The organism is Jannaschia halovivens (assembly GCF_046452375.1).
GTDB classification, from domain to species: Bacteria; Pseudomonadota; Alphaproteobacteria; order Rhodobacterales; family Rhodobacteraceae; genus Jannaschia; species Jannaschia halovivens.
Genome location: NZ_JBKFDJ010000001.1, coordinates 2,108,948 through 2,125,397, shown reverse-complemented (window position 1 = coordinate 2,125,397; position 16,450 = coordinate 2,108,948). Strand labels below are relative to the sequence as shown.

The window sequence follows — 16,450 nt, the reverse complement described above, 5'->3', positions numbered from 1 at the left end:
TGCGAACCTCCCCATAGTCGGCACATGGCGGGCGGAGGCGGCCTGATGTATCTTGGACTGGATCTCGGGACGTCGTCGCTGAAGGCGCTTCTGATCGACGAGGCGCAGCGGGTCGTCGGCGAGGCAACCGCACCCCTGACGGTCGAGCGCCCGCATCCCGGTTGGTCGGAGCAGCACCCCGACAGCTGGATCGCCGCCTGCCGCACGGTGCTGGCCGAGCTGGGCGATCTTTCCGGCGTGCGCGCCATCGGGCTTTCGGGGCACATGCATGGCGCGACGTTGGTCGGCGCGGAAGGCCGAGCGCTGCGGCCCTGTCTTCTCTGGAACGACACGCGGGCCGCGACCGAGGCGGAAGGGATGGACGATGCCGAGGCTCGCCGGGTCACCGGCAATATCGTCTTTCCCGGATTCACCGCGCCCAAGGTCGAATGGGTCCGGCGGCACGAGCCGGAGGTCTTCGCCGCGGCCGACCTCGTGCTATTGCCGAAGGATTACCTGCGGCTCTGGCTGACGGGTGAGGCCTGGACCGACATGTCGGACGCGTCGGGCACAGCGTGGCTGGATGTCGGCGCGCGGGACTGGTCGGACGACCTGTTGGCGCGCTCGGGGCTGAGCCGCGCGCATATGCCGGCCGCGACCGAGGGCACGGGCATCGCGGGCCGCGTCTCGGCCGCCTGCGCGGCGGCGACCGGCCTGCCCGCGGGCGTGCCTGTCGCGGGCGGCGCGGGCGACAACGCCGCTGCCGCGGTCGGCACGGGCGCGGTCGCGCCGGGTCAGGGCTTCGTGTCGCTGGGGACGTCGGGTGTCCTCTTCGTATCGACGGCCCGCTATGCCCCCGATCCCGCGAGCGTGGTCCACAGCTTCTGTCACGCGGTCCCCGACACCTGGCACCAGATGGGCGTGATCCTGTCGGCGACGGACAGCCTCGAATGGGCGGCGCGGCTGACCGGGCGGCGCGCGGCCGAATTGACCGCCGGCACGCTGAAAGCACCCGACCGGACGCTGTTCCTGCCCTATCTCGGCGGCGAGCGGACGCCGCATAACGACGCCGCCATTCGCGGGACGCTTACGGGGATCGAGCACGCGACGGATGCCGCAGCCCTCGGGCGCGCGGTGATGGCGGGCGTGGGCTACGCGCTCCGCGACAGTCTCGATGCGCTACGCGTGACAGGCACGCCTGTGGACCGGTTGCTGGCCGTGGGGGGCGGGGCCGCATCGGACCACTGGCTGCGGATGATCGCGACGATCCTCGACCTGCCGCTCGAGGTGCCGGGCGACGGCGCGTTCGGCGCGGCGCTCGGTGCCTGCCGCCTTGCGATGATGGCGGACGGGGCGGATGCTTCGGTCGCCGCTACGCCCGCCATCGCGCGCACGGTCGCACCGGACCCCGCCCTGACCGCCGCCTTCGCCGACGGCCACGCCCGTTTCAAAGCCGCCTACGCCCCCACGAGGACCCTATGACCGATTTCTTCGAAGGTATTGCGCCCGTCCGCTTCGACCCGAACGCCACAGACGACCTGAGCTTCCGCCACTACGACGCCGACGAGATGGTGATGGGCAAGCGGCTGGAGGATCATCTGCGCTTCGCGGTCGCATGGTGGCATTCCTTCGCTTGGCCCGGCGGCGACCCGTTCGGCGGCCAGACCTTCGAGCGGCCGTGGTTCGCGGACGTCGCGGGCGACACCATGGAGGCCGCGAAGATGAAGGCCGACGCCGCCTTCGAGATGTTCGCGATCCTGGGTCAGCCGTATTTCTGTTTCCACGATGCGGATATCCGGCCCGAGGGCGCGGATTTCGCCGAGAACACCTCGCGGCTGGACGAGATCACCGACCTTATCGGGATGCGGATGGAGGCGGGCGGTCCGAAGCTTCTCTGGGGGACGGCGAACCTCTTCTCGCATCGCCGTTATATGGCCGGGGCGGCGACGAACCCGGACCCGGATGTGTTCGCCTTCGCCGCGGCGACGGTAAAGACCTGCATCGACGCGACGCAGAAGCTCGGCGGCGAGAACTACGTGCTCTGGGGCGGGCGCGAGGGCTACGAGACGCTGCTCAACACGGACCTGACCCGCGAGCGAGAGCAGGCGGGGCGCTTCCTGTCGATGGTCGTCGAATACGCCCGGAAGATCGGCTTTGACGGGACGATCCTGATCGAACCGAAGCCGCAGGAGCCGACCAAGCATCAATACGATTACGACGTCGCGACGGTCTACGGCTTCCTCAGGGAGTACGGGCTCGAGGGCGAGGTGAAGGTCAACATCGAGCAGGGTCACGCGATTCTCGCGGGGCATTCGTTCGAGCACGAGCTGGCGCTTGCCGCGTCGCTGGGCATTCTCGGGTCGATCGACATGAACCGGAACGACTACCAGTCCGGCTGGGACACGGATCAATTCCCCGACAATGTCCCGGAAGTCGCGCGCGCCTATTACGAGGTGCTGCGCGCCGGGGGCTTCACCACGGGAGGTACGAATTTCGATGCCAAGCTGCGGCGGCAATCGCTCGATCCCGTGGACCTGATCGCGGCCCATGTGGGTGCGATGGATGTCTGCGCGCGCGGACTGAAGGCGGCGGCGGCGCTGCTGGCGTCGGGCGAGTTGGAGGCGGCGCGGGATGCGCGCTATGCCGGCTGGGACGGATCGGACCTGTTGTCGTCGGACCTGGGCGCGATCGCCGCGCGGGTCGAGGCCGAGGGGATCAACCCGGCGCCGCGTTCGGGTCGGCAGGAGCGGCTGGAGAACGTCTGGAACCGCTACGTCTGACGAGGACGAGCCCACCGAGCGCGGCCAGCAGCAGCGCGAAGGGCGCGGGCAGCGGAACGGCCGAGACCCCGGAGACGGTCAGCGTGGCCGAGGCGAGTTGGAAGCTGTCCGTCACGAAGAGCGCCGGCTCCTGGAACCAGAAGGACAGCCCGAGATCGGCGACGGCGTTCGAGAAGACATCCGCCGCCGCTGGCCCGGAACTCGCGGTCAGCGCGACGGTCAGCGGCGCGACATCGTCCGACATCGTGGTCACCAGATCGTCGGCGAGGCTGGTGTCGTCCGCGCCCCCGATCACCAGCTCCCAGATCTCGGTGTCGATGGTGAAGATCCCGAAATCGATCGAATTCGGACCGGCATTCGCGAAGTCGATCGCCAGCGAGATGCTGTCGATCGTGGCCCCGGCCAGATCGGAGAAGTCGAAGCTGTCGAAGAACGGATTGGCGATATTCTCGGTGACCTCGACGAAATCGGCGCCGAGCACGTCGTCGCCCTGGGGATCGTACTGACCGATCCCGTAGTCATGCGTGTAGACGCCCAGCACCGCAGCGGGTGCGAGGCTTGGCAGAAGCGCGAGGGCTCCGGCGAGGGCGAAGGATCGTAGGCGTCCCATGGGGACGGTGTAGCCACACAATTCGGCGGAAATCGGGCGTTCGTTTCGCGATGATGGGGCCGCAGGGTTCAATGACGTGGTCACGCACGCGCGTACATGCGTCGCCGGGGCGCGCGGGGCGGTGCGGTGGTGGATCGGCGCGATCAGGTGGAGTGGCGGCGCCGACGCGCGGCGGTCAGGCCGAGGAGGCCTGCGCCCAGCAGCCAGAACGGCGCGGGCAGCGGCACGACCGTGCCATCCAGGGTCAGCGAGGCGCTGAGAAGCTGGAAGTCGTTGATGTCGAGTCCGCCCTCGGTGAGGCTGAAGGTCAGGGCCGAGGCCCCCAGCGCGTCGGCGAAGACGTCGGCGTTGTTCGTCGCGTCGAAGGTGACCGAGATCACGCCGAGCGAATCCTCGAGAAGCCGCGAGATGCTGTTCACCGCCCAGGGCACGCTGCCGCCATTCAGGTTCGCGCGCCAGAGCTCCAGCGGCACGAGCGGGCCGAGCAGGCCGCCCCCGATCAGCGAGGGCCCGGTATCCGCAAAGGTCAGGTCGAAGGTCAGCGACTGGATGTCGTAATGCGAGATCACGCTCCAGTCGAAGACCTGCGAGAAGGTCGTCGTCGCGCTTTCCGAAAAGGTGGTGTTGTAGTCGTGCTGATACGTCACCAGCGGCGCGGCCTGCGCGGGTAGCGCGACCAGCGCGACCACGGCAGCGGCGAGAAGGGGGCGGAGCTTTTTCATGAATCGATGGTTAATCGTCGATTCGGACGCGATTGCGGCGGCGGCGGGGAATTGCCGGGTCAGATGATCGCCGCTTCCGCGAAGGGTTGCCCCGCGAGCACGCGGTCGGGTGCGAAGGGGGACAGGTCGAGCGTGACGTAGCGACCATGCATGATCCGCTCGGCCAGCCCGCGACCCATGGCCGGCGATTGCTGCAGCCCGTGGCCGGAGAAGCCATTCATGATGTGAAAGCCCGGAAGCTCGGGATGCGGCCCGAGGATGGCGTTCGCGTCGAACACGTTGAGATCGTAATGCCCGACCCAGGAGCGGCGGATGCGAAGACGCTCGAACGCGGGGATGCGCGCGGCGAGGGCGGGCCAGACGCGGTCCTCCCAGATCGACCAGTCGCCGGTGAAATCGTCGGGATCGACGGCGGGGTCGTGGGCAGGCGTGGCCCCGGCCATGTAGAGCGCACCGTCGGTGCGGCAGTGGACACCCGACGGATCGATGGTCAGCGGCAGGTCCGTCGGGAGCGGCGTCTCGGCCTCGAACACCCAAGTGTAGCGCTTGCGCGGCTCCACCGGCAGGTCGAGGCCCGCCAGCCGCGCGACCTCCGCCCCGCGCGTGCCCGCCGCGTTCACCACGATATCGGCCGCCAGGGCCGTCCCGTCGGCCAGCGTCACGCCGCGCACCGCACCGCCCGCCGTGTCGATCTCTGTGACGGTGCCGTCGATCCATCGCACGCCCCTCTCGCGCGAGATGCGGCGCCACCAGTCGAACATGGTGGTGCCGTCAAAATAACCCTCGTCCCGCGTGCCGTGCGACCCAAGGCGGATGCCGTCCAGATCGTAGAACGGCCATTCGGCCGCCATCGCATCGGGAGACATGAGCCGTGTGCCCGCACCGGCGGCGACCTGCACGGCATGGGCCGCCGTCAGCCGGGCGACCTCGGCCGCATCACCGGCCAGGTAGAGATACCCGAAGGGATGGAGATGCACCGGCGGCACGCGGTCGTCGCCCATATGGGTGCGGAACGCCTTGAGATACGCGACGCCGAACTGGCTGACCGCGATATTGAGCGGATTGCCGAATTGCTGCCGGATGCAGGAGTTGGTGAAGGCCGTGCCGCAGGCCGCGTAGCTGGGGTCGCGTTCGACCACGGTGACATCGCCCGGCGGATGGCCCAACTCGGTCAGCCACCACGCCAACGACGCGCCCATGATGGCTCCGCCCACGATGACGATCCGTTCGGCCATGGCTCATCCCCCTTGCCGTGCGACGCTGGCATCTTGCGAAAAGCCCGGCAAGCGAGGATGGATGCGGCATGACGCGCGGTATTGCGACAGCTCTGGGTTTCGGTGCGGTGCTGCTCTGGGCGGTTCTGGCGCTTCTCACGACGCAGGCGCAGGGGATTCCGCCCCTCCAGCTTCTGGCACTGTGCTTCGCAATCGGCGGCGGCGCATCCCTTCTGCTGCGGCCCCGCGCGTGGCGGACATGGCGCCAGCCGTGGCGGGTCTGGGCGCTCGGGGTCGGAGGGCTCTTCGGCTACCACCTGCTCTACGTCCTGAGCCTCCGGATGGCGCCGCCGGTCGAGGCGAGTCTCATCGCCTATCTCTGGCCACTCCTCATCGTTCTGATGTCGGCGACTGTGCAGCGGCTGCGGTGGTTCCACATCGCGGGTGCGCTTCTTGGGCTGGCGGGGGCGGTCCTTGTGGTGTCGGGCGGGCGATTCGAGGTCTTCGCGCCCTCCGCCGGTCATGGTGTGGCGCTTGCGGCGGCGTTCGTCTGGTCGGGCTATTCGGTGCTGTCGCGGCGGGTGGCCGAGGTGCCGACCGAGATCGTGGGCGGCTTCTGCGTGGCGGCTGCGGTCCTGTCGGCGCTGGCCCATTTGGCGCTGGAAGCCTGGGTCTGGCCGGATGCGGGCGGCTGGCTCGCGATCGCGGGGCTGGGGCTGGGCCCGCTCGGGGCGGCGTTCTTTCTCTGGGATATCGGGTGCAAGCGCGGCGATCTGGCCGTGCTGGGGGCAGCGAGCTACGCCGCGCCGCTGCTCTCGACGCTGGTTTTGGTGGCGGCCGGACTGGCCGACGCGAGCTGGGTCCTGGGCGCGGCCTGCGCGCTGATCACGGGCGGGGCGGTGCTGGCCGCGCAAGATCTGCTGCGGCGCGGGTAGCCTGCGCGCCTGCGGGTCGTTCGCAAGAGGAGCCCCGTGCGCAGGGGAAAGGCCAGCGCGACGATCCCGAGCGAGACGAGGAGCCATGTGGCGAGCGCGGTGCCGAGGGTCGGGTCGAAGGCCATGACCCGATGGTGACATCGCGGGTCCTAACGGAAGGTAAAGGCCGCTCAGTCCTTGTGGGTCAGCGACACGAAGACGTCCTCGAGATCCGCCTCCTCGGTACGGACGTCGCGGATCGTGATGCCCGCGGCGTGAACGGCGGAGAGAAGCTGTTCGGCGGACACGCGGCCCCGGTTGTAGGTCAGCGCCAGCGCGCCGTCGGGCCGGTGGTCGAGCTCGACACCCTCGGGCAAAGCGATGGTCTCCACCGGGCTTTCGGGGACGATGACCATGGTCTTCCCGTCGAGCCGGTCGAGCAAGGCGGCGGTCTTGTCGCGGATCACCAGTTCGCCATCGGCGATGATGGCGATCTCGTCGCACATCTCCTGCGCTTCCTCGAGGTAGTGGGTGGTCAGGATGATCGTCATGCCGCGCTCCTCGTTGAGACGGCGGACATTCCGCCAGAGCATCTGGCGCAGCTCGATATCGACGCCCGCCGTCGGCTCGTCGAGGACGAGGATCTGCGGGTGGTGAACGAGGGCCTTGGCCAGCAGCAGGCGCCGCCGCATCCCGCCCGAGAGCGTGCGCGCATAGGCGTCGGCCTTGTCGGCCAGCCCCACGAGGTCGAGGATCTCGGCCGTGCGCCGGTCGCGCCTGGGCACGCCATAGAGCCCGGCCTGCACCTCGAGCGCGCCCTCCGGCGTGAAGAACGGATCGAGGTTCAGCTCCTGCGGCATCACACCGATGGCGGCACGCGACTGGCGCGGGTTCCGGTCTTGGTCGAAGCCCCAGATGCGGACGCGCCCGGCGGTCTTGCGGACGAGCCCGGCCATGATGTTGATGGTCGTCGACTTGCCCGCGCCGTTCGGACCCAGCAGGCCGAAGATCGACCCGGTTGGGATCGTCAGGTCGAGACCCTTCAGCGCCTGCTTCTCGGGCATGCGGCCGTCACCGGCATAGACCTTCCGCAGGCCTTCGATCTCGATCGCGTTCGACATGGGGCCTCCGGGCGCGGTTGCACGCGACCCGGCGGCTGTCGCATAAGCCGGGACAGCGCCTCACCTAGCGGGGCGGCCCCCACGCGACAACCCGAGGCCCCGACCATGACGACCGGCACCCCGCGCTCCCCTTCCGGCCCGCACGATCTGCCCCCGCCCGAGGTCGAGACGGTCTCGGTCCTGCGTGTTGCCTGTGACGGCGGCGAGGGTGCGCTCGGGCATCCGCGGGTCTGGCTGACCATCGATCCGGCCATCGGGCATGTCGAATGCGGCTATTGCGACAAGCGATTCGTGCTGGACGGCGACGGGCACTGACGGGTCGTACGGCGGCTCGTCGCCCCTGACCCCCTCCGATTTCCAAGGTCGACCTTTCGATGCGCCCGGATCGGCGCGCCGGGAATGATCGGAAACTCCGCTGACCGGGGCGCGCCGACGGTGGAAATTCGCCGAGACGTCGGGGTCGTCGCAGGATGCCGATCCGAGGCGGATGCGGGGGCATGCGCCATCCGGCCCGCGCGCGGAAACTTGCCGCGCGCCAAGATTCCAAACGTTAACAACGTGCTGCAAACTGTCGCAGGACAGGCGCGGAAACCCGCTCGGCGATTTCCGACCGTACGATCCGCATCCGGAGCAAGTTTCTGCTTACGGTTGAGCGCCCTGCTTCTGCCCTGGATCCCGCCATGCCAGATCGACGGGACGGCGCAAGAGAGCGTCGGTCGCAATCGACGAGTGACACAATGGACCTGGTATTAATGAATGGACCCGATGGTGGAGCGCCGATGCGCGCCCGGGTCCCGACCGACCTGCGATCCCGATCGCCTTGGACTGAGGACGCCGCTGAACCGGGTTCGGCGGCGACGCTGCAACGATCTCCTGCCCATTACCCCCAACATCAGATCACGGTGCCGGTTACAGACGCGCACTGACGTTCTCGTAGAGAGATCGACCCATGGAACTCACCAATTTCGTCAATCTGTTCGCAGCAGATCCCGCGGGTAGTGCGAAGACGGGCCTTCGATTCTTCCACTTCATTGCGCTGGCCGTCGGACTGGGCGGCGCGACGGTGCTCGATCTTCTGCTCCTGCGCTTTTTCGTGCGGCGCGAGGTGAATTCCGAGGTCTTCGGCGTCTTCGAATTCGCCACGAAAACCGTCGATATCGGGCTGAAGGTCCTCTGGATCACGGGGATCGGGTTCGTGCTGCACTACGCGCTGTTCGCTCCAGAGCTGCTGGCCAATCCCAAGGTTTACGCCAAGCTCGTGGTGGTGGCGATCCTGAGCGTCAACGGGATGTTCATCCACACGATCATTCTGCCGCATGTCCGGGCGCAGATCGGCAAGAAGCTCTTCGCGGACGTCTCGCCGCTGCGCCGGAACGGTATTCCTGTGCTCGGGCGCGATCTCGGTGGTGTCGTGGTACGCGCCGGTCGCGCTGGGCGCGTTTTCGCAGCTCAACTTTGCGGTGCCCGCGACGACGCTGCCGACGATCTATTTCGGCCTCATCCTCTTGACGATGGTCGGGATGAACGTCGTCGTGGCGCTTCTCGGGGCGTTGGACGCCCGCGCCACCCTGCAGGACACGCCACGCCCCGCGCCCGAGCGGTCCAGCGCGGCCACGCTGGTCCTGTCGCAGTCGAACCTCGTCGGGGCGCACCGGTTCGACCGGACACAGCTGGCCGGATGACCCGGCACGACCCTCGCAGGGCCGACCCTCGCGACGCGCCGTCCCGGGACCGGGGCGACGCGCGTGCATCCAGCCGCCGCAGAGCCGCGACGACAGGCCGTTGGGACCATCGAAGGCATGAGGGCGATGCCGGGCATTGCGGTCCTCGCAAGACGTCTCGGGAGCGCGCGCGGCGGCCATGGCGAACGGCGCGGCAGTGACCGGCGGCCCGCGCCGATCCCGGCGTCGGGCCGGTCATCACGCAACGGAAACGCTCTGGTGACGGGACGGTTAAGAAAATCGTGCTAGAATGATTCCCATGGCTTATCCTTTGCGCCCCTCCCTCACGGTCGGCGCCTCCGCTCCGGAGGGGGAGCGCGCCTACGACCGCGCCGAGCGGTTCACCGATGCCCTCGTCCATCTCACGGGTCTCGTCCTCGCGCTGGCTGCGGTACCCGTGCTGATTACGCTGGCCGCCGTCTGGCGGGGCGACCTTGCGGGGATCGCGGCGGTCTCGATCTACGGCGCGACGCTGATCGCGATGCTCAGCGCATCGCTGGCCTACAACCATGTCGCGCATGACGACTGGACGGACCGGCTGCGCCGGCTGGACATGTCGGCGATCTATCTCAAGATCGCGGGCACTGTGACACCCTTCGCCCTTCTGTCGGGAACGGGATCGACCTTCCTTGCGATGATGTGGACGGCGGCCGTGGTCGCCACGGCTTCGGTCTTCCTGCGCCGCCGCCGATCGAGCGCGGTGAGCGTGGCGATCGGCCTTGCGATGGGGTGGGGCGTGCTCTTCGCCGGGGGCGAGGTCATCGCCGCGACATCCTGGCCCGTCTTCGCGCTGATGGTCGCGGGCGGCGTACTCTATTCGCTGGGGACGCCGTTCCTCCTGATGGAGCGGATGCGATTCCACAACACGATCTGGCACGGCTTCGTCGTCGTCGCATCAGTCGTCTATTTCGTCGCGATCATGTGGCACCTCGCCGCGACGTCGATGATCCCCGGCCCGACCGCCGCGCTCTGAGCCGAGGCGCCGTCACGAAACCCGAACCGATCCGTGCTATAGACGTCGCCGCAGCGCGGAGGATGCGACATGGGCACGATGCGGATGGCGGTCTGGAACATGGAGTGGCTCAACCGCCTATTCACGGGCGGCGATGACGGCCGGTTCAAGCCCGACGACGCGACGCCCGACAGTCGGTCGAGGGTCACCGTCGGCGAACGGAAGGCCGGGCTGGTGCAAGGTCTCGCCGCGCTGGACGCCGATCTCGTGGTGGTCGTCGAGGGCCCGAACGCCACCGCTGAGTTGCAACTTCTGTTTGACGAGCTGGCGCCCGGCACATGGACGTGTTTCGCCCAGCGCTCGCTCTCGCCCAACGGGCCGGGCCGGGCCGACGTCTTTTCGTCGGCGCAATGCGTCGGCCTCGCGGTCCGCACCGATCGCGGCACCTTCGCGGACCCGCCGATGCGGGTCTTCGATGCGATGGACCCGGGCTCGGGCGCCGTCCATGCGGCATCCGAGCCTTTCTTTCACGACACCGGCGCCGACAAGGTGCCCGAATGGTATCGCTTCGAGCGCCGCCCCGCCTATGCCGAACTGACCTTCGCGGACGGGGCCGCCTGTCGCGTCATGGGCCTTCACCTCAAGTCGAAGGGCATCTTCTCGGCCTATGAATGGTCGCGCTGGTGGGCGATGGCGGATGCCAACCGCGAGCGGCTGCTGGCCCAATGCCGCCGCCTGCGCGAAGCGTTTCTCGATCCCTACCTGCGTGCGGCGGAGACGGCCGCGATCCCGCTGATCGTCTGCGGCGACATCAATGACGGACCCGGCTTCGACACCTCCGAGATGCGCCTGAAGGCGTCGGGGATCGAGACGCTGATGGGCACGGTCTGGAAGCCGGACCTGGCACTCGGAAACGCGATCTTCGACCGGCTGGATGCGGACGACCGCGACCGGTTGAACTTCGAGGAGCTTTCGACCACCAGCTTCGCCGACCCGATCTTCGACGGGACGTATCACCGCGTCTGGATCGATCACATTCTCTATACCCGCAACGCGCCGCCCGGATGGGTGTCCGAGGGCGAGATCGTGCGCGATTTCGGCGGCGACCCGGTGCTGCGTTACTGGGAGGTGTCGGACCATGCGCCGGTCGCGGCGACGGTGACGGTCGCGCCGCCGGTGGCATGACGGCGCGCCGACCCTGTGGTGCGCCCCCGAGGATCGTGGCATCAGGGCGGTGACCATCGGAAGGGGCGCGCGCATGGCATTCGGCAAGGGACACCACCTGCACCTGATCGACGGCTCCGCCTTCATCTTCCGGGCGTTCCACGCGCTGCCGCCGCTGACACGCAAGTCCGACGGCCTGCCCATCGGGGCGGTCGCGGGGTTCTGCAACATGCTCGACCGTTACGTACAGGACAATTCCGGGCCGGACGCGGCGACCCACGTGGCGGTGATCTTCGACAAGGGGTCGATCACCTTCCGCAACGACATGTACGACCAGTACAAGGCCAACCGCTCCGAGATGCCCGAGGACCTGAGGCCGCAGATCCCGCTCACCCGTGAGGCGACGGCGGCGTTCAACATCGCCTGCGAGGAGATGGAGGGCTGGGAGGCGGACGACATCATCGCCACCTGCTCGTGCATGGCGCGGGACGCGGGCGGGCGGGTGACCATCGTCAGTTCGGACAAGGACCTGATGCAGCTCGTCGGCGACGGGGTCGAGATGCTGGACCCGATGAAGAACATCCGCATCGACGTGGACGGCGTGCGCCAGAAGTTCGGCGTCGATCCCGACCGCGTGGTCGACGTGCAGGCGCTGGCCGGGGATTCGGTCGACAACGTGCCGGGCGCGCCGGGGATCGGCATCAAGACGGCGTCGCAGCTGATCGAGGAATACGGCTCGCTCGAGGAGCTTTTGGACCGGGCCGAGGAGATCAAGCAGCCCAAGCGCCGCGAGACACTGATCGCGCATCGTGCGCAGATCGAGCTGTCGAAGCGGCTGGTGCAACTCGATTGCGAGACGCCTATCACCTTCGGGCTGGACGATCTGGAGATCCGCGACGCCGACCCGGACATGCTGCTGGACTTCCTCAACCGGATGGAATTCCGCACCCTGACCCGCAAGATTGCCGACCGCTTCGACCGCGAGCCGCCCGCCGTGGTCGAGGTCGTGCCGGCGGACGTGCCTGACCTGCCCGACGATCCCCCCATCGACCCCGACGCCTACGAGGTCGTACGCGACGAGGCCGCGCTGCAGGTCTGGCTCGACCGGATCGCCGAGGCCGGGACCGTCGCCGTGGACACCGAGACGACCTCGCTCGACGAGATGCGGGCCGAGCTTGTGGGCGTGTCGCTGGCGACGGCGCCGGGCGTGGCCTGCTATATCCCGCTGGCCCACCGCACGGGCGGCGGCGACCTGTTCGATGCCGACGCGATGGCCGAGGGGCAGATGGACATGGCCCGCGCGCTCGGGATGCTGAAGCCGATGCTGGAGGACCCTGCGATCCTCAAGGTCGGCCAGAACATGAAGTACGACTTCAAGATCTTCGCGCGCCTGGGCATCGAGGTCGCGCCCATCGACGACACGATGCTCCTGTCCTACGCGCAGCATGCGGGCCTGCACGGGCACGGGATGGATACGCTGTCCGACCGCTATCTCAACCACCAGCCGATTCCCATCAAGGAGCTGATCGGCATCGGCAAGTCCGCGGTCACCTTCGATCGGGTCGAGATCGACCGTGCCGCGCCCTATGCCGCCGAGGACGCGGATGTCACGTTGCGCCTGCACCGTCTTCTGAAGCCCCGGCTACACGCCGCGCGGGTGACGCAGGTCTACGAGACCCTGGAGCGACCGCTGGTGCCGGTGCTGGCGCGGATGGAGATGGCGGGCATCAAGGTCGACCGCGACGTCCTGAGCCGGATGTCGGGCGCGTTCGCCCAGAAGATGGCGGGGCTGGAGGAGGACATTCACGCCAAGGCCGGGCGCCCCTTCAACGTCGGCAGCCCCAAGCAGCTGGGCGAGATCCTGTTCGACGAATTGGGCCTGCCGGGCGGCAAGAAGGGGAAGACGGGGGCCTATTCGACCGGCGCCGACATTCTGGAAGATCTCGCGACCGAGCACGAACTGCCCCGCCTGATCCTCGACTGGCGTCAGATGTCGAAGCTGAAATCGACCTATACCGACGCGCTTCAGGACCACATCAACCCCGAGACGGGCCGGGTCCACACGTCCTATTCCATCGCGGGGGCGAATACCGGGCGCCTCGCCTCGACCGATCCGAACCTTCAGAATATCCCCGTCCGCACCGAGGAGGGCCGCCGCATCCGCGAGGCGTTCGTGGCGCCCGAGGGTCGGGTGATCGTGTCGCTGGACTACAGCCAGATCGAACTGCGCATCCTCGCGCATATCGCCGGCATCGACGCCCTGAAGGCGGCGTTCCGCGAAGGTCAGGACATCCACGCGATCACCGCCAGCCAGATGTTCGGCGTGGCGCTGGAGGACATGACCCCGGACGTGCGCAGGCAGGCCAAGGCGATCAACTTCGGCGTCATCTACGGCATCAGCGGCTTCGGGCTCGCACGCAACCTGCGCATCCCCCGCGAGGAGGCGCAGGCCTTTATCGACACCTATTTCGAGCGATTCCCCGGCATCCGCGACTACATGGACGATACGGTGAAGTTCGCGAAGGAACACAATCGCGTCGAGACGCTGTTCGGCCGCCGCATCCACACGCCCGAGATCAATGCCAAGGGCCCCGGCGCGGGCTTCGCCAAGCGGGCGGCGATCAACGCGCCGATCCAGGGCACGGCGGCGGACGTGATCCGGCGGGCGATGGTTCGGATGGACGAGGCGATCGCCGACCTCGACGCGACGATGCTGCTGCAGGTCCATGACGAACTTCTGTTCGAGGTGGCCGAGGACGACGTCGACGTCCTGATCGACCGCGCCCGCGATGTGATGGAGGGCGCGCACCACCCGGTCGTAGACCTGTCGGTGCTCTTGACGGTCGATGCGGGGCAGGGGCCGAACTGGGCCGAAGCGCATTGAGGACAGGCCGTCGCCGGATTGGTTAGGCTGGCTACATGTGGCGACTTCTCCTCCTGCTTTTGCTGGCCAGTCCGGCCTTTGCCGACGGTCCGCGCGTCCTCGTGATGGGCGACAGCTTCCTTGCAGCGCATCGCAACACGGGCCGCTCGGTGGGCGACATCCTGAGCGCCGAGCTCGGAGCCCGAGTGACGAATCGCGCGACGGTGTCGGCGCGGATGATCTACCGGCTGCCGATCACCGGACGGATGGGGCTGAACATCCCACGGCAGGCGCGGGGCGGCCCTTATGACTGGGTCGTGCTGAACGGCGGCGGCAACGATTTCCTGCTCGGCTGTGCCTGTGCGGCCTGCGATGCGCGGATGGCGGCGCTAATCTCGCCGGATGGGGCGCGTGGCGTGGTCCCAGACCTGGTCACGCGGCTGCGGGATGCGGGCGCGCGGATCGTCATCCCCGGATACCTGCGCAGCCCCGGTCGTGGCTCGCCGATCGAGCATTGCGCCGACGAGGGCGCCGAGTACGAGGCGCGGCTGGCGCGCATGGCCGCTGCGCGCCCGGGTGTCACGTTTCTGAGCAATGCCGATCTCGTCCCCTCTGGCAGCCGGGCTTATCACGACTGGGACATGATCCACCCCTCGGTGCGTGGGGCAAGGGCCGTGGCCGAGCGGCTTCTGCGCCATATCCGGGGCGCGGGCGGATGATGGCGAACCGCCCATGCTGATCGCGTTCAACAAACCCATGAACACTCTTAGTCAGTTCACAGACGAGGGGCGCTGGCCCGGCCTGTCGCGGTTCGGCCTGCCGAAGGGCGTCTATGCCGCAGGACGGCTGGATCGCGACAGCGAAGGGTTGCTGCTGCTGACCGATGACGGTCGGGCGCAGGCGCGGATTGCGGACCCGAAGCATAAGCTGCCCAAAACGTACCTTGCACTGGTCGAGGGTAAGCCCGACGACGGGCAACTCGGGGCGCTGCGGGCGGGTGTGGCGCTCAAGGACGGGCCGACCCGGCCTGCGGATGTCGAGGCGGTTGCGACGCCCGGCCTCTGGTCGCGCGATCCGCCGGTGCGGTTGCGCAAGACGGTGCCCGACGCGTGGCTGCGGCTGACGATCACCGAGGGGCGCAACAGGCAGGTGCGCCGGATGTGTGCCCATGTCGGCCTGCCGGTCCTGCGGCTGGTCCGATGGTCGATCGGGCCGCATGACGTCGCGGGGCTGGCTCCCGGTGAATGGCGGGCGCTGTGAGCGAGGCGGAGATGGTGACCGTCGCATCCCGCGCCGAGCTGCGCGCGTGGTTGGCCGAGTATCATGGACAGACGGACTCGATCTGGCTCGCGACGTTCAAGGCGCATCACCCCGACCACCTGCCCTGGGGCGAGGCGGTGGCGGAGTTGCTCTGCTGGGGCTGGGTCGACGCTGTGGTGCGGCGGGTCGATGACGACCGCTCGGCACATCGCGTCGCCCCGCGGCGACCCGGCTCGGCATGGTCGGCTGTGAACAAGCGGCTGGTCGCCGAGGCGCGTGCGTCGGGGGCGATGACACCGGCGGGCGAGGCGGCGATCTCGGCCGCACAGGCGAACGGGATGTGGACGTTTCTCGACGATGTCGAGGCGGGGATCGTGCCCGACGATCTGGACGCTGCGCTGGGCGACCTGCGTGCCGTGTGGGACGACTGGCCCCGGAGCGTGCGACGCGGCACGCTCGAGTGGATCAAGACGGCGAAGACCGCGCCGACGCGCGCCAAGCGCGTGGCCGATGTCGTCGCGTCGGCACGGGATGGCCTGCGCCCGTCGCCCTTTCGCCGCTGAGGCGGAACCTCGTGCCCGGGCGCGCGGTTGATCCCGCGCCCGACCCTCCCCGGAGATTTCCATGCCCACCACACCGATCCCCGGCCAGCTTGCGCCGTCCCTCTCGCTGCCGTTGATTATCGGGGGTCGCTGGGACCTCTCGGCGCAATCGCCCGAGCTGATGTCGATGATCATCGTCTATCGCGGGCTCCATTGCCCGATCTGCAAGACGTTTCTGCAGGGGCTGCGCGGTCTCTACGACGAATTCCTCGAGAAGGGCGTCGAGGTGGTCAACGTCTCGATGGATACCGAGGAGCGCGCGCGCCAGGCGCATGAGAAATGGGAGCTCGATCCGATCCCGATGGCACACGGCATGACCCGCGAACAGGCCGAGGCCTGGGGCCTCTTCCTGTCGTCAGCGCGCACCGATGCCGAGCCCGAGCTCTTCTCGGAGCCGGGGCTGTTCCTCGTGAAGCCGGACGGATCGCTCTGGGCGGCGGAAACCTCCTCGACGCCGTTCCTGCGCCCCGACCTCGAGGTGTTGGCCGAGCGCCTGGGCTTCATCGCCGAGAAGGGCTACCCGCCCCGCGGCACGGCGAGCTGAAGCG

The 16,450-nt window shown here is 68.4% G+C and carries 17 protein-coding genes; 12 read left to right on the top strand and 5 right to left on the bottom strand.

The window, feature by feature from the left end; translation table 11 throughout:
* Positions 1-45: 45 nt before the first annotated feature.
* Together xylB and xylA are read left to right on the top strand one after the other, a co-directional pair.
* Positions 46-1,461: a xylulokinase gene (gene xylB / locus ACK8OR_RS10805; RefSeq protein WP_410189401.1), complete on the top strand. Its 1,416-nt coding sequence runs from the start codon at positions 46-48 to the stop codon at positions 1,459-1,461.
* Positions 1,458-2,759 (top strand): xylose isomerase, encoded by a 1,302-nt coding sequence (gene xylA / locus ACK8OR_RS10800; protein ID WP_410189400.1) that lies wholly within the window; start codon positions 1,458-1,460, stop codon positions 2,757-2,759. The genes xylB and xylA overlap by 4 nt, the downstream gene beginning before the upstream one ends.
* Here the strand turns inward: xylA and ACK8OR_RS10795 are convergent.
* From ACK8OR_RS10795 to ACK8OR_RS10785, 3 genes are all read right to left on the bottom strand, one after another.
* On the bottom strand, positions 2,695-3,369 hold the full coding sequence (locus ACK8OR_RS10795) for a hypothetical protein (RefSeq protein WP_410189399.1): 675 nt from the start codon (positions 3,367-3,369) through the stop codon (positions 2,695-2,697). The genes xylA and ACK8OR_RS10795 overlap by 65 nt on opposite strands.
* A gap of 143 nt (positions 3,370-3,512) precedes the next feature.
* Positions 3,513-4,091, bottom strand: coding sequence for a VPLPA-CTERM sorting domain-containing protein (locus ACK8OR_RS10790; protein WP_410189398.1), 579 nt, complete (start codon positions 4,089-4,091; stop codon positions 3,513-3,515).
* A 59-nt stretch (positions 4,092-4,150) separates the two neighbouring features.
* Positions 4,151-5,326: an NAD(P)/FAD-dependent oxidoreductase gene (locus ACK8OR_RS10785; protein WP_410189397.1), complete on the bottom strand. Its 1,176-nt coding sequence runs from the start codon at positions 5,324-5,326 to the stop codon at positions 4,151-4,153.
* Positions 5,327-5,394: 68 nt separating this feature from the next.
* Between ACK8OR_RS10785 and yddG the strand changes: the two genes are divergently transcribed.
* Positions 5,395-6,240, top strand: coding sequence for an aromatic amino acid exporter YddG (gene yddG / locus ACK8OR_RS10780; protein ID WP_410189396.1), 846 nt, complete (start codon positions 5,395-5,397; stop codon positions 6,238-6,240).
* A gap of 170 nt (positions 6,241-6,410) precedes the next feature.
* On the opposite strand, the gene ACK8OR_RS10775 is transcribed toward yddG, so the two are convergent.
* Positions 6,411-7,340 carry an ABC transporter ATP-binding protein gene (locus ACK8OR_RS10775; protein ID WP_410189395.1) on the bottom strand — a complete coding sequence of 310 codons (930 nt, stop codon included), beginning with the start codon at positions 7,338-7,340 and terminating at the stop codon, positions 6,411-6,413.
* 105 nt (positions 7,341-7,445) lie between these two features.
* On the opposite strand from ACK8OR_RS10775, the gene ACK8OR_RS10770 reads away from it, so the two are divergent.
* Entirely contained in the window at positions 7,446-7,655 is a 210-nt protein-coding gene (locus tag ACK8OR_RS10770) for a zinc-finger domain-containing protein (protein ID WP_298436947.1), read from the top strand.
* A 577-nt stretch (positions 7,656-8,232) separates the two neighbouring features.
* On the opposite strand, the gene ACK8OR_RS10765 is transcribed toward ACK8OR_RS10770, so the two are convergent.
* Complete coding sequence (locus ACK8OR_RS10765; RefSeq protein WP_410189394.1) at positions 8,233-8,793, bottom strand: hypothetical protein; 561 nt, start codon at positions 8,791-8,793, stop codon at positions 8,233-8,235.
* Between the two features lie 7 nt (positions 8,794-8,800).
* Between ACK8OR_RS10765 and ACK8OR_RS10760 the strand changes: the two genes are divergently transcribed.
* From ACK8OR_RS10760 to ACK8OR_RS10725, 8 genes are all read left to right on the top strand, one after another.
* A complete protein-coding gene (locus ACK8OR_RS10760) occupies positions 8,801-9,022 on the top strand; it encodes a hypothetical protein (RefSeq protein ID WP_410189393.1) in 222 nt (73 codons plus the stop codon).
* Positions 9,023-9,320: 298 nt separating this feature from the next.
* Positions 9,321-10,034, top strand: coding sequence for a PAQR family membrane homeostasis protein TrhA (trhA, locus tag ACK8OR_RS10755; protein ID WP_410189392.1), 714 nt, complete (start codon positions 9,321-9,323; stop codon positions 10,032-10,034).
* A gap of 69 nt (positions 10,035-10,103) precedes the next feature.
* A complete protein-coding gene (locus ACK8OR_RS10750; RefSeq protein WP_410189391.1) occupies positions 10,104-11,198 on the top strand; it encodes an endonuclease/exonuclease/phosphatase family protein in 1,095 nt (364 codons plus the stop codon).
* A 73-nt stretch (positions 11,199-11,271) separates the two neighbouring features.
* A complete protein-coding gene (gene polA, locus ACK8OR_RS10745; protein WP_410189390.1) occupies positions 11,272-14,061 on the top strand; it encodes a DNA polymerase I in 2,790 nt (929 codons plus the stop codon).
* Between the two features lie 35 nt (positions 14,062-14,096).
* A complete protein-coding gene (locus ACK8OR_RS10740; protein WP_410189389.1) occupies positions 14,097-14,759 on the top strand; it encodes an SGNH/GDSL hydrolase family protein in 663 nt (220 codons plus the stop codon).
* Positions 14,760-14,772: 13 nt separating this feature from the next.
* Positions 14,773-15,300 (top strand): pseudouridine synthase, encoded by a 528-nt coding sequence (locus tag ACK8OR_RS10735; RefSeq protein ID WP_410189388.1) that lies wholly within the window; start codon positions 14,773-14,775, stop codon positions 15,298-15,300.
* Positions 15,301-15,311: 11 nt separating this feature from the next.
* Positions 15,312-15,863, top strand: coding sequence for a YdeI/OmpD-associated family protein (locus ACK8OR_RS10730; protein ID WP_410189387.1), 552 nt, complete (start codon positions 15,312-15,314; stop codon positions 15,861-15,863).
* A gap of 61 nt (positions 15,864-15,924) precedes the next feature.
* Positions 15,925-16,446: a peroxiredoxin family protein gene (locus tag ACK8OR_RS10725; protein WP_410189386.1), complete on the top strand. Its 522-nt coding sequence runs from the start codon at positions 15,925-15,927 to the stop codon at positions 16,444-16,446.
* Positions 16,447-16,450: the final 4 nt, after the last annotated feature.